Below are 13,667 nucleotides of genomic sequence, written 5' to 3' on the forward strand. Positions count from 1 at the left end.
TCCAATGCTTGGATTGAAGTATTTAATCTTGTATTAATTGAAATTTGGTCTTTCTTCTAAAACCAGTACAAAATTACTAGTTCTGCCATCTCTTAACACTTCTAAATTAATTTCATCTCCAACCGATTTTTCACGTTGCAAATGGATTAAAATGTCGTCAATCTTTCTTACTTTCTTTCCATCAACTTCTAGTATGACATCTCCTCCAATAGGATAATTCACTCCGTCAATCTGTTTTGTATCTGTTGAACCATGTAGTCCTGCTTTCTCTGCTGGACTTCCTTCGATAACTGATACGATAAGAAATCCTCTTGCTTCATTAAGATTTAACACACTTGCCAAATCAGGATCGATATCTCTTCCTGTGATGCCTAACCATGGATGATGATAACTACCATCTTCAATCAGTGTGGGAACAATCTTTGAGATAGTATTTGATGGAACTGCAAAGCCAACGCCTGTAAATTCACCTGTAGTGGATTGGATGGCAGTATTGATTCCAATCACTTGGCCTCTCATGTTAATTAACGGTCCTCCGGAATTTCCTGGGTTAATTGCTGCATCCGTTTGTATGACATCTGGAATAGAAAATCCACTATCTTGTGATGGAAGTAAGCGACCTAATTGACTGATAATACCTGCTGTCATTGAGCCTGACAGTCCAAAGGGATTTCCGATAGCTGCAATCTGTTCTCCGACTTTTAATTTTGATGAATCTCCAATTGATAGTGGGTGTAAAAGTGATTTATCAACTTCAACTCTAATCACTGCAACATCTGTAAAAATATCTGAACCAACTAATTCTGCTTTGTATGATGTACCATCTAGAAAAGTAACCTCAATTTTTTTTGCATCTTCTACCACATGTGCATTTGTAATGATATGTCCCCTAACATCATATACAAAACCTGAACCCACACCACTTCCAGTAGTTTGCGTGGTACGTTGGACATTGACTCTGACCACTCCTGCTTCTGATTGTTCAAAAATTTGAATCAACGATAATGGCTTTGCTGCTGTAATAGGAGTTGTTTCGCCAACTGTGGTCACACTATGACCATTTGATACGACTAGATCCTTGGGAGGTTGCATTGATGGAGGTGGATTAAGTAAAACAACAAAAATTACTAAAACTAATGTCACTCCAAGAGCGCCACTAACAATTACTCCTGATTTATCCAAGTGATTTCAACATGTTTGACTTTCTCTAAAAAGCTTTACCATTAACTTACGGTATGATAAGCCTAAATGCTAATCGAGCTTTGTACATGATCCTTCATGGAATAACTTCTACCTCTCCACGACACTGCTGAATTGCTTTTTGCATTTATCAAACCACTTGCAAAACCTAGTATCACAATTAGGCTTCCGACTGGACCTAAGGAAGAATGAATGGCTCCAATTTTTAACTCTCTTGCATCAGAAATCCCTCCTACATAGATTAGTATGGATGCAATTAACGATGTAACAAACAATACAAAAAATGAATTTGAATACGACAAAAATAACGCAGAATAAACCAATAGAGTATATGGTAAAAATAAAAGAAATACTACAGCAACGAAAATTCCAACAGCAATAAATCCATTTTGGAGGTATAACGGAATCATTAATCTTTTTAGAGCATTCCATAATGTGAAAAAATCTCTGGCCCAGATTGCTTGAATCATATGTTCTCCTCGAACCATTTTCATTTTGTAGCCTAATTCTTTGACTTTTTTACCCAATGCTCCGTCTTCTATAATTTCTTGTTTGACTCCCTCATGCGTTCCAACTTCTTCATATGTCTTTTTTTTAATTACAAAGAAACTTCCAAAAAAATACCCTGTTTTTTTTGTTGGATCATTTACTCTCAAAGCCGAAAATCTTGTATGTAAAAATGTGGATATCATTGGAAGAGTTATTTTTGTCCAGAAATCAAGACACAGCATTCTTGGAATAGCAGTTAGTGCATCCAAATTCAAAGATTGTAGATGTGATGTAGCTGTTGATATGACTCCCTTAGAATGTATGGTGTCTGAATCTGTAAATAACAACAAGTCTCCTGACGATTTTTTGTATCCTTCACAGCAAGCCCAATTTTTCCCCATCCATCCTTCTGGTTTAGGTCTGGCTTGAACGTAAATCACCCTAGAGTCTTTTTTTGCATATTCCTGAATGATTTTCCCAGTGTCGTCTTCTGAAGAATCATCAATTGCTATAATTTCAAAATTGCTGTAGTCTTGCATTAACAATGAGTCTAAACACTTCTCGATGTATCCTTCTTCATTCCTTGCAGGTAGAATCACTGACACTTTCAATGTCTTATGTTCTATTTTTTGAAATTTATCCAAGTAGGGTGTTAATGAAAATGATTGATACATTGTTCTTAGTAGGGTTACCCACGCAATTGATACTCCAATCATAGTTGCAACTAGGAAATAATTAATAGCATCAATTACAAGTTCCATTTCTATTCTATCTCATCTTTAATGGATTGTAATGCTTGCTCAGTTCCACTCTTGATGTGTTTTGATATCATTCCAGTAAACATCCCCATCATACCAGATAATTTAATGTCCCAAATTGCCTCTAATTTTACAAAATCTTCTTTTTGAGATATGTTGATGGTTTTTGTACCTTCGATTATTCCTTTTGTAAAAATTGATTCAATCTTTTCTTTGGGATATAAGGTGACTTCTTGATTACACTTTTTATCTTTAAATGCAATTGTAATCTCTCGTTTGATTTTATTCCCCTCTTTTGAGATGTTTTTTACTTCCTTTGTGCCCTTCCAATATTTTGGTTCATTATCTAAGTCTGATACTATGTCCCAAACTTTGTCTATGGTTGATTTTATATCAACAGAAGCCTCTATCCTTGCCAATTATGAGTAGTTTTTTCCGCATTAAATATATTAGATTCTAAATTGGTTATATCAGACTGTGAGGGGTAAACTGCTAATGAGAACATTAACTCCAGTTCTTGGCATTTTACCATTCTTCCCTTACAGTCTAATTGATTTACAATGAAAGCTTCACGATACATGCCAAAAATTGGAACCTTTGACGGATTGGGTTTTTGGAAAAATGCATATGCCCATCAACGAGGAAAGTTACTAAAAGCCGTTAGTGTACCTGATGACCAAATCAAAGAATTAGTTAATAAAAAATATCAAGAATTACCTGCTCCTCTGAAATATTCTATTGAGACAAGTGGTTTTAAAAAAAAGGATTTCATGTAATTCGAAATCAATTTTAACGAGATCAAAAAATGACGTTCATGACAAATGTAACTTATGAAGACTTTGCTAAATTGGATATTAGAGTTGCCAAAGTAATATCTACCGAAAAAATTCCCGGCAAATCAAAAATCATCAAGGGAGTGATTGATCTAGGTGATGATCATAGAGATGTAATCATTGGTGGTGCTCAATATTATGAGGCAGATGAGATGATCGGTAAAACTGTAATTGTGATTGCAAATCTAGAGCCAAAAAAAATGGCTGGTGTAGAATCAAATGCCATGCTTCTTGCGGCTGATGTTGACGATAAGCCTTTTTGGTTAACTGTATCTGATGAAGTGCCTTTGGGCTCTCCAATAAAATAACTAACCTATACCAGGTCTGTCCTTCTTGACTTCGGTTTGAATTGGGATAATTTTCTTATCTATCTCTGTTGTGTCAATTGTGATTTTCAAAATTTTGCTAATCAGTTTAATGATGTTGCTTGCTGCAAGATACTGTGGACTGTCAGGGTCATGAATTTCTCCAAATAAACCAATTCCATTAATGCCATTTTGTTTTGCTTTACCTAAAACTAATCCATTAAACCATGTGATACTGCTTACTTCATTGCCAAGCACTGGTATGCTATTGTCTTTGAGAATTTGCATCGATTCATCATCTGTTGCAACCCCGTAAACGCTTTTTCCTCCATTCTTTTCTGCTGGCAGATAACCTCCTGCAGAAATTACTAGTTTTATGTTTCCAATTTTTTTTACCGTGTCTAAAATTTTTTCAGTCATGGAAATTACAACATTTGGTTCTTGCGGTTGATTATTTCCAGTGAATATTACGATTGCATTTTTTTCATCGACATGTATTGTGTACTCATCTGATGGCGTTGATATCATACCATCTTTTTGATTCACCCATGGTTTGTCTGATAATACAACTTTTGATGAGATTTTAGCATCTAATGCTTTTTGCAGATGCTCTGTAACAAGTCCTCCAACTTTACCCATGTCTGGCAATGAACTAATCAAAATCACATCTTTTAATACAAAATTCTCAATTGTTTTTATATTCATAAATAATTCAAATTCTAGTTATATATCGGCTTTACTTTTAATTTATAACAAAAACAGAAAATTTTGAAGTCTATGAAATTAATCATAGATCATTAGGTCTTTCTCTTCTAATAATGCATGAAGATTATTTACTGACCTATACACATCTGGCTCTTTTTTTGCACCTGTACATACTAATTTTCCAGAGGAGAATAATAGAATCACTGTCTTTGGATCTAGCATTCTATGAATCAATCCTGGAAATTGCTCTGGCTCATACATACTTCTTGGCAAAGTTCTCGCAGCTTGCTCTAGGTGTATCTTTCCACCCAGATTAATTGATGCAACGATATTTTGAATTTCAACAACTGCATCTTTTTTTACTTTGATCCCGCCCTTGCGAAGTTTTTGTACAACTGTCTTTACAGCTTTTCTTGCCATCTCTTCAGATTTTGAACCGGTGCATACCATTTTTCCTGATGTGAAAATTAGTGTAGCTGTTTTAGGACTTTTTAATCGAAATACTAATCCTGGAAATTGATCCGGATGATACTCAACGTCTGGAAATGTCCTGGTAATCTCGTTAAGATCCATTTTTTGGTCTACTGACGCAGATGCTACTACATTTTCAACACTTACTATTGGCTTAGTTTGTGGCATATTACAAAAATCTCCTAGATTAACTATAATAAAAGCACTCGCCAATTTTTTGCTTTGTGGTCCATTTTTTTAACCTCAAAACCTCTTTTTTTGCATTTTTAGAGATTTGAGGACTTGCCGAATGATTAAATTTAGAGCGCTTGATCGCGTCTTTATTGGAACTTGGAGATTTTAATTTTGATGAATTTTTTGGAATGGGTGATGATACAAATCCATTGATGATGTTGGTTTGGATTCTTCCTGTGATAATCTTTGTTTTTTATGGTCAGAGAATCCAATTACAAATTACATCAAACGACATTAAAAAACAAATCAATAAACTCAATCTCTACAAAGATGAATCCAGAACTGAATTAATCAATCACGTGAAAAATTTTTCAAAAACAGATCATACATCACGTCTTGATACTTTTGTTGATTACTTTACAATCATGCCGGTGGATATGGATCCTAATGGAATTGTATCCAAAGTTCGCCACATAATTCGTTCTCGTGAAGATCATACTAGATTACAAATTAAATCACTGTATCCTGAAATTGACGATTATGAACTAAGTCGAGTACAAACATTACTGGAAATTACTTCAACTTTGAAATTACTATACAAAATTATCAATCACTTGTATCTTACAGCAAAAAAACAAAATAACTATCCGCTGATTTTACCATTACAAATGATGCTTCCTTTTATAATGGAAGAAGCTGAGGCTTTAAAAGAAGCATTAACTGCTTTTAAAGCTGGTCAACCTGTGGGCGACGGAATCGGACCTATGGTTGTTGGCAAATTAATGCTTAATACAAAAAAACAACCTATTGCATTTCAAACTGTATATAGTGAAACTGAATATAAAGGAAAAAAATTATTTTTAATGAAAGCTGAAGGACCCCAATCATCGGTAGGACGTCTTGGGGATGGAGTTGAATCGCTTACTTCTAAAAATAAAATTGATTTTATAATTATGATTGATGCTTCATTAAAGTTTGAGGGTGAAGATTCTGCTCAAACATCACAAGGTTTTGGAGCAGCTATAGGCGGAATCGGTACTGAAAGATTTCAGATAGAGGAAATTGCTACAAAAAATAATATTCCAATATTTGCAATAGTGATTAAACAATCTGTAAAAGAGGCTATTACATTAATGACAAAAGAGATTGCCGAAAAAGCTGATGATGTTCGTTCTCAAGTTTACAAAATGATTGATGAAAATGTAGACTCTGGTAAATCTGTGTTAGTAATTGGAGTTGGAAATACAATGGGTGTTCCTCAATGATCTTTAAGAAAAAGAAAATAACAAATGCCTATACGATTGAGCAATGCAATTCATGTAATAAAGAAATTAAACGAAAGTTCAAAGATGGCGATTGCTTATTTTCCGAAGTTACAAAATGTTCTGCATGTAACGGTACGATGTTTATAGAAAAAATCTTTGGCGAAACTATTGAGCTATAGTTGTAACTGTAGCACCATTTTGATCAGGAATGAATGTATGTTCTGCCTGAGCCACTCTTTGCCCGTTTGCCTCTACTAGCACTGGATATGCATGAACTGCCTTTTTCTTGATGAGTATCTCAAGTAATTCTCTTGCTTGTTTTTCCTCATATGTTTTGGTAATCCATCGTAGTGCAAATGGAAGCATGTTGTAATTTTCCCAAATATGATCTAGAAGTTTATCTGCTTCTTCATTTTTTGTTTTCTTCCTAGATACCAATGCATAGATGTTTTTTATCTTTCCTTCTCTGACAAATCCTAATCCTTCATCTGTTGTCACAAAAGGCTCACATGCATAAGCACTAGAGTCTGTTAATGAGAAAGTTCCTATAGACCAAATATTTGGAATTGATTTTCCAGCATGTATTGTATACTGATCCAATGAATGTCCACTTAGATTAGCTATTGGTTTGTATCCTAGCTGCTTGATGGTTTTTTCAATCGTTCTTCCGATATCGCTTGCTTTGACACCGACTTTGATCATTGCCATTGCATTTGCTAATGCCTCTTCTGCAGCTTGAACAAGACCATCATACTGTGGATCGTAACAGACCGTTACTGCAGTATCTGCAATGTATCCGTTAATCTGAGCTCCAAGATCTATCTTTACAAGATCATCATCCTTGATTGTTAACTGATCATTGGGCTCTGCTGTATAGTGAGCAGCTAATTCATTTATGCTAGTATTTACCGGAAATGCGCATTTTGCTCCTCTTTGAATAATTTGACTTTCCACTTCCTCACATATCTCAAAGACAGTTTTTCCAACCCAATTTTTCCTTCGCACCATTTCTCGAACTTCTGATGCAATTTTTCCTGCTTTGATGTAATCTTCGACTTGCAATAATTTTCCTCTTAACGTTTCTTATTTAAAATCATCATATGGCAGGCTTAAATTGGGGACTTTGTTGTGCACATTTTAAGGGATTGTGGTCTAGCTTGGTATGATTCTGGTTTTGGGTACCAGAGGTCGTAGGTTCAAATCCTGCCAATCCCACCATTAATTTTCCAGAGAATTATTATGCGATGTTTTTACATTATACCTGCCGAGCGATGAAGAAGAGTTAGAGTGATGACTTTGATATGAAGTGAACTTTATGGCTCTGAGCTTCGGCATATCTTTTTATCAATTACAGATATTTGGTTTTTCATTGTATTTTGAGCGCCGTGACTTTATTCTTTTAGCAGGAAGTGTTTTGTTTGTTATTGGATTGATACCGTTTATGCCTCCAGCATATGCAATAGCAATTGGAGGTGGACTGTTCATCGGAATCAAATCCTTTGTGGTTCATAGGAAAAAAACTATCCAAAAAGAGACAGGAGATGGCATTTGTATGGAATGTGGGGAAAAAACAGTTGGAAAAAAATGCCCCAACTGCGATTAGTATCATTCCTACGCGTTCTCTAAATACCAAAAAAATCAATTTTTACGCATGGAAACGCCCTTTGAAGCCAGGCATCTAAGGTCAACTTTCACAACAAGCTCAACTTTTACTCAATTTCATTCTAAAATGTCCTGTAAAAATAGTCTAGGCATAGTGATAAGATGAAAAATCATGTATACTTTGTAATGTTTGCATTTTTGTTACTTGGAGGTAGCATCTATCCTGCCATGGCACAAACTAGCGGTATTGCAAAAAATGTGGTAATTAATGAGATTGATATTAATCCACCTGGAAATGATGCTTTGAGCCCAAGTGAATGGGTTGAACTATACAATCCAACTGATTCAGTCGTTGATCTTAGTGGTTGGGAAATTGCATCTACCACCGTTTTGAAAAAGACTTTAACAATTCCCGATGGAACAAAGCTTAACCCTGGACAATTTAGAACATTTTCGTATACCACAGGATGGTTTACTGATACATCAGAAAAAGTTCAACTTCGAAACGTTGCAGGTGCTGTGATTGATGAGACTCCTGTAATTACTGATCTTAGTAATGATTTTAGATCTTGGCAAAGAAACTACGATGGCTTTGGTGGTAATTCTATCTCTGATTGGAAATTTTCTACATCCAATGCTGGCTCATCAAACGGAAAACTTGAAACCAAAACAGAATCAAGCTCTGTCGGTTTAACTCTATCAATTGACAAGTCTCAATATCTATTTGGGGAAACTGTAACAATTAGCGGCTCAGTATCTGAAAAAGTGTTTGTTGAGAAGCCTTCTTTCAAACCTGCAGAAATAAAAATTACAGTAAAGGGACCATCATACAATAAAGAATTTACTTTGTTTCCTGATTACTTTTTAAATTACAAAACTACACTAAGTTTGCAAAAAGTGGTTGGTATCAACGCAGGTGAATATCAAGTTACAGTTACATATTCTGATGCAACAGCTACTGGAACATTCTCTGTAGGTGATTCTGTAACCCAAGAAAAAGAAGTTCAGAGTGATGAATTATCTATTACTACTGACAAACTATCATACATTCCAGGAGAAAGAGTGCAGATTACTGGTTCTACATCCAAAGTTTTACAATATGTGGGAATGAAATTCAAAGTTTATGATCCTAATGGTAAACAAGTTTTTGATGGTTCACTATATCCAACAAATTCAAAGTTTTCTACTTCTATTTTCATGACTACAGTTAATCCCGTTTATGGTGAATACAAAATATCTGCAGAATATGGATTACAAAAGATTGGAACATCATTTCAATTAAGTGAAGACCAAAAAAATGATGAATTAATTACAGTAACCACTGATAAAGAATTTTACGGATTAGGTGAAACCGTAACCATTTCAGGCAGATTAAACAAAGTATTTGTTCCTGCATTGGACCTTGAGGTAGTTCAAAGCACTAACTTGGCTGTCAATATCAAGGGTCAAACAAGCGGTGGTAACACTTTCAAAATTCTTGATGTGTTGAGGCCTGCAGGAGATGGTACATTTGAATACAAATTCAAACTTTCATCAGATTCCAGCAGATTGGGTTCATACAAAGTCAAAGTTTCAAAAGATATTGGAACAGTGCTTTTGTCGTTTGCAGTTGTAGAGAATCCTAACGATTACGAAGCATCTTCTTTGCCGCTTTCAATAAACACTGATAAAAAATCATACGAAGTTGGTGATACAATAAAGATCACAGGCAAAGTTAACGACAAGAAAGAGCGTTCCAGCTTTGAGACTCCAACCGTCAAAGTCGAATTACTAAACTCTAAAGGAAAACCTGTAACATTTGCTGCTGGAACAAGTAAAGAATCCACTACAAAATCACTAACAGTTGCAAATGTGTACACCGGCATTCCTGATACTTCAGGAAATTTCATGATACAAATTCCTGTTTCACGCTCAGTCTTTGTTGGTGGGGAAACATACCAACTAAAAGCTACATATGATGATAGATTAACCAACACTGCATTAATCTCTATTACCGATTCATTTACAGTTGGCAGCACTTCGATTTCTGCTAAACTTGATAAACAAATTTACGGCCTAGGTGAAACTGTCTCTTTAACTGGTCAGCTTGGAACTACCATTCAAGGTGATGCAATAAAGATTCAACTGTTCAAGCCCAGTGGTGATAGAAACGAATATGGTGCTACTGCAAATGGTGGAAAATTCACTTGGAGTTGGAGTATTCCAGTAGCAGACACTAAAGCAACTGGATTAGGAAATACTAGAGCAACAACATCTAGCGTATTTGGAACATATCAGGTATTGATATCCACATCTTCACAATCTAGTAGTGTATACTTCAAAGTTTCACCAGATCCTGCAAATGACTCCATTTCGTTATTGCCTTTAGAGATATTTACTGACAAACCTGTCTATGCTGCAGGTGAAACCCTTACTGTTTTAGGAACTGCTCAAAAAAGAACTCAGGGTTCTGAAGGTCTCGTAGTACAAGATAGAGCAAAAATTGAAGTCTTGTCATCTACATTCCCATACAAGACAATCTTTGATGCATTTGTTTATCTTGATGCAGGTGGAAATTTCAAAAGCTCATTCGTCCTTCCAGTGACTGTATTTACTGAGGGAACATACAAGGTTGTTTCACACTATCAAAAATACAAAGCAGAAACCGTATTTTCTGTTGATAATGATTACCTAGTTGGTGGAACAGATGACAAATTGGGCTTGATAATATCCACTGATAAACAGGAATATTCTCTTGGGGACACGGTAATCTTTACTGGAAGACCAAACAAACTAGTTTATCTTGAAAAAGTAGATGTCACAGTAGTACATGAAACTCAATCACAAATAACTTGTGGCTCCTTTGTATGTGGAACCCCTGGTAAAACCACAACTGTTCGACCTTCATCATCTGGATCATTTACCTATGAATACAAAATTCCTACAGCAAATTCTGATATGGGCAAGTATGAAATTATTGCAGACACTGAATTTGGTAAATTCACTATTCCATTCAATGTGACTGCAAAGAAAGCACCTCAAATTGTAGAACCAGTAACTAAATCTTCAACAAAGTCCATTGAAAAATTCAACAGAATTACTGATGAGTTAATTTCCATTCCACTTGTCGCTACTACAAACGACAATGTAACAATATATCCAAAGATAATCCAAGGCTCTCTTTTCACTCCCGCAAGAGGAGAGGAGGCTAGCGTTAACATGAAAATTTCCACTGAAAGTGGAGTTTGTGTTATTGGCCCTGGATGCCTTGTTGAAGAATCTACAAGAGCCCCTGGTGAAATCTACAAAGTAGTAGAGGTTGAAGGATTCAATTATAAAATTAGGTATAGTGGTTCTGATGTTAGACTGGAAAAGTTTGATATTCTCCCAGAGTCAAGTGATGAATTACTTCCAGAAATAACTTGGATTGTTGAGATACTAAAGGAGTCACAACCATCACAATTCTATTACAAAATAATTCGTGACGTATCAGAATAAACTCAAATAGAATTATCTTCTTTTTGTCTTATTGAACATACAAGTTTTAATGCTAAAACAGGATGATCCAAAAAAATGCACAGCAGCTAAACTTGTAAAATTCGGATTAGCTAAAGACATCAAAAAGACTACCAGAAAGTCCCTCGTTCTAGACCCCTTTGCTGAAAAAACTTTGTTAAAGAAGGATCGTTCTCTGATTAATTCCATCACTGCAATTGATTGCTCATGGAATTTAGCAGACCAGACATTCGTACAAAAATTTCAAGGAATTTCACGAAAACTACCTCCTCTTTTTGCAGGAAATCCAGTGAATTATTCCAAACTCAACAAATTGACAACAGTTGAGGCATTATGTGGTGCACTATTCATCCTAGGATATGATTCACAAGCATTGGAGATGCTTGACAAATTCAAATGGGGTCATACATTTTTTGAATTAAATGAAAACTTGCTTAACGATTTTAAAAAGATAGAATCTGAAAGTGAAATTTCATTTTTATTGAAAGAATACAACATCCCTCTTGAATCTCCTTAGCAAAACTCAAATCTAATTATTCCATTTGATAATTGCGAGTCAGAGCACAACACGCTGCTACGGCAGAGGAAACTCCTCCCTCCATACAGGAAATGTGATCTGGAGATAGATGATCAGAGATGGTCGGCAACAGAGCAGAAAAAATTCCACCTGGCGTACTATGATGGTTCAGCCTGAGATTTCCAGGAAGTGAAATGAAAGATCTGTCCCACATGGAGCAAAGCCAAACAGAACCTAAAGATCCTGTACTTGGTTCAGGTAGGCTGCAAAGCGAAATATTGTGAAAACAAAAGGAGGGTTACTCCTGACACGCACTTTAATTTTATCTCATCATGAAAGTTTGTTGTCTATTTTGAATCATTCAATGTATGGTTGAAACTGTTTTTATGTTAAAATGAGATATTTACTGTATGGTTAGAGTTGATGAATGCTTTGAATGTGGTGCTAAGGAGACTGACACCAAACTAGTTTATTCTAAAGACAAACCAATTTTGTGTCAAAAATGTTCAGAGAATTCTAAATAGAATTACTCTGGCTTCCAGCCTTTTGGCATGGAACCTCTTGATGATTCTGCAGGTTTGGTATCCTGTTGTGGTTGTTCGTCATATACACTTCTATGTTGTGCATAATCACCACCGTCTGCTAACTGTGCTTCTCCTCTGTTAGTTTGGTAACCGCCAGAGCTTGCACTGGTTTGATAACCTCTAAGTCTTGATGGGTCAATACCTGTCTGACCTTGGTTTCCTTCTTTCTTTAATTGTCTATTACTGAATACAAAGAATGCTCCTCCTCCAACTGCAGCTAAACCTGCCATTCCATAAATGATGAAGATTGGAAATTCACCAGTAGAAGTTGTTGCATATCCTTCTGGTGGCTTTGGTGTAACACCAAGAATTTCTACGCCGTCAAGACTATCAATTGCTGCAAAACCTACTACTCTAAGATTTGCATTATCTGCTGATTGTACTGTTCTAATTACATACGTTCTATCTGCTGAAAATGATGCTTCCTTTACTCTCTCTACTTGACGACCTTCTCTTAAACTACTTTCACCCATTGTAAAAGCCGATACAACAAAACCAGAAATTGATTCATCTAATCCAAATGTTCCTGCATCTACATTGATTCCTGTTGGGTCAAACAAAAAGTGCCAATTTGATAGTGGTTGGTCTTTGATTGCTTGAGCGTCAATTAAATTCTCTGACAATAGTTTCTCTGCTTCAGATCCTGACACTGCAGAGTATACTGCTGGCGCAAGTGATTCTACTGCAGAAATTGGATGGTTGATATCAACACCTTGAATATTCACAGGGCCTGTAACTGTTAATCCTCTCCATCCCAAGTCAACAAGTGCTTGTTGTTGTGAGCCTTGTCTTTCAACAATGATATAGTCTGTTAGTGTTCCTCTTAGAACAATCTTAAAATCAATAGATGTGTTTAATGGTCTGCCTGTCATATGTGCCGAAAAATCTACATTTACATCTGTAACTTTAGCACTACTACCATCAAGTGATAATTTTTGGTTAATCTTATTCATTAAACCTTGAACGCCTTCGTTTTCAGGACCTACCTTGAATGCAATTGTATCTTCAGTACCTCTTAATGCATCTGCTAATTCCCCACCATCTTCATACTCGATGAAAATAGTTTTCTGATATTTTATTTCAAAAGGTGAGGTTTGAGAATTAGGATTTAGGAAAGTTTCTAATTGTGCTCCAAAGGCCGAGGTATTTCCGCCAACTAATAATAGACTGGAAAACAGAACTGTTACAAGAACTGCCTTGACATTCACGGAGTTTGATCGCCTCCAACTGAGTAATAAATCTACCTACAAACTTCAAGTTTCGTACATG

Annotated in this window: 13 protein-coding genes, 1 tRNA gene and 1 other RNA gene; 8 read left to right on the forward strand and 7 right to left on the reverse strand. The window is 35.7% G+C overall.

Features of this window, described 5'->3' with window-relative positions:
* Nucleotides 1–33: 33 nt before the first annotated feature.
* The 3 genes from DWQ18_02580 to DWQ18_02590 form a co-directional block, all read right to left on the reverse strand.
* A complete protein-coding gene (locus DWQ18_02580; GenBank protein ID RDJ33822.1) occupies nucleotides 34–1,182 on the reverse strand; it encodes a PDZ domain-containing protein in 1,149 nt (382 codons plus the stop codon).
* 62 nt (nucleotides 1,183–1,244) lie between these two features.
* The gene (locus DWQ18_02585) at nucleotides 1,245–2,450 is read right to left on the reverse strand and encodes a glycosyltransferase (protein RDJ33823.1); all 1,206 of its coding nucleotides are present in this window, start codon (nucleotides 2,448–2,450) and stop codon (nucleotides 1,245–1,247) included.
* Nucleotides 2,451–2,452: 2 nt separating this feature from the next.
* Entirely contained in the window at nucleotides 2,453–2,866 is a 414-nt protein-coding gene (locus DWQ18_02590; protein RDJ33824.1) for an SRPBCC family protein, read from the reverse strand.
* A gap of 159 nt (nucleotides 2,867–3,025) precedes the next feature.
* On the opposite strand from DWQ18_02590, the gene DWQ18_02595 reads away from it, so the two are divergent.
* Complete coding sequence (locus DWQ18_02595; GenBank protein ID RDJ33825.1) at nucleotides 3,026–3,223, forward strand: hypothetical protein; 198 nt, start codon at nucleotides 3,026–3,028, stop codon at nucleotides 3,221–3,223.
* Between the two features lie 38 nt (nucleotides 3,224–3,261).
* The gene (locus DWQ18_02600; GenBank protein RDJ33826.1) at nucleotides 3,262–3,588 is read left to right on the forward strand and encodes a tRNA-binding protein; all 327 of its coding nucleotides are present in this window, start codon (nucleotides 3,262–3,264) and stop codon (nucleotides 3,586–3,588) included.
* On the opposite strand, the gene DWQ18_02605 is transcribed toward DWQ18_02600, so the two are convergent.
* Both DWQ18_02605 and DWQ18_02610 read right to left on the reverse strand, forming a co-directional pair.
* The gene (locus DWQ18_02605; GenBank protein RDJ33827.1) at nucleotides 3,589–4,290 is read right to left on the reverse strand and encodes a hypothetical protein; all 702 of its coding nucleotides are present in this window, start codon (nucleotides 4,288–4,290) and stop codon (nucleotides 3,589–3,591) included.
* Between the two features lie 78 nt (nucleotides 4,291–4,368).
* Nucleotides 4,369–4,929 (reverse strand): TATA box-binding protein, encoded by a 561-nt coding sequence (locus tag DWQ18_02610; protein ID RDJ33828.1) that lies wholly within the window; start codon nucleotides 4,927–4,929, stop codon nucleotides 4,369–4,371.
* Between the two features lie 221 nt (nucleotides 4,930–5,150).
* Here DWQ18_02610 and DWQ18_02615 point away from each other — a divergent pair, with 221 nt between their 5' ends.
* Complete coding sequence (locus DWQ18_02615; GenBank protein ID RDJ34321.1) at nucleotides 5,151–6,200, forward strand: DUF1512 domain-containing protein; 1,050 nt, start codon at nucleotides 5,151–5,153, stop codon at nucleotides 6,198–6,200.
* Entirely contained in the window at nucleotides 6,197–6,379 is a 183-nt protein-coding gene (locus DWQ18_02620; protein ID RDJ33829.1) for a hypothetical protein, read from the forward strand. Before DWQ18_02615 ends, DWQ18_02620 begins: the two co-directional genes overlap by 4 nt.
* Here DWQ18_02620 and DWQ18_02625 read toward each other — a convergent pair.
* Entirely contained in the window at nucleotides 6,366–7,262 is an 897-nt protein-coding gene (locus DWQ18_02625) for a type II methionyl aminopeptidase (protein ID RDJ33830.1), read from the reverse strand. The two genes, DWQ18_02620 and DWQ18_02625, sit on opposite strands and share 14 nt — an antisense overlap.
* 79 nt (nucleotides 7,263–7,341) lie before the next feature.
* On the opposite strand from DWQ18_02625, the gene DWQ18_02630 reads away from it, so the two are divergent.
* The 4 genes from DWQ18_02630 to rnpB all read left to right on the forward strand — a co-directional run bounded on the left by DWQ18_02630 (nucleotide 7,342) and on the right by rnpB (nucleotide 12,127).
* Nucleotides 7,342–7,418: transfer RNA gene (locus DWQ18_02630), tRNA-Pro, on the forward strand.
* A 546-nt stretch (nucleotides 7,419–7,964) separates the two neighbouring features.
* Nucleotides 7,965–11,279, forward strand: a complete 3,315-nt coding sequence (locus DWQ18_02635) for a hypothetical protein (protein ID RDJ33831.1) — start codon at nucleotides 7,965–7,967, stop codon at nucleotides 11,277–11,279.
* 31 nt (nucleotides 11,280–11,310) lie between these two features.
* Nucleotides 11,311–11,814 carry a DUF367 family protein gene (locus DWQ18_02640; GenBank protein ID RDJ33832.1) on the forward strand — a complete coding sequence of 168 codons (504 nt, stop codon included), beginning with the start codon at nucleotides 11,311–11,313 and terminating at the stop codon, nucleotides 11,812–11,814.
* Between the two features lie 34 nt (nucleotides 11,815–11,848).
* Nucleotides 11,849–12,127, forward strand: an RNA gene (gene rnpB, locus DWQ18_02645) — RNase P RNA component.
* Between the two features lie 213 nt (nucleotides 12,128–12,340).
* Here the strand turns inward: rnpB and DWQ18_02650 are convergent.
* Complete coding sequence (locus DWQ18_02650) at nucleotides 12,341–13,606, reverse strand: hypothetical protein (GenBank protein RDJ33833.1); 1,266 nt, start codon at nucleotides 13,604–13,606, stop codon at nucleotides 12,341–12,343.
* Nucleotides 13,607–13,667 lie beyond the last annotated feature (61 nt).

This window comes from Thermoproteota archaeon (genome assembly GCA_003352285.1).
Classification (GTDB): Archaea; Thermoproteota; Nitrososphaeria; order Nitrososphaerales; family Nitrosopumilaceae; genus PXYB01.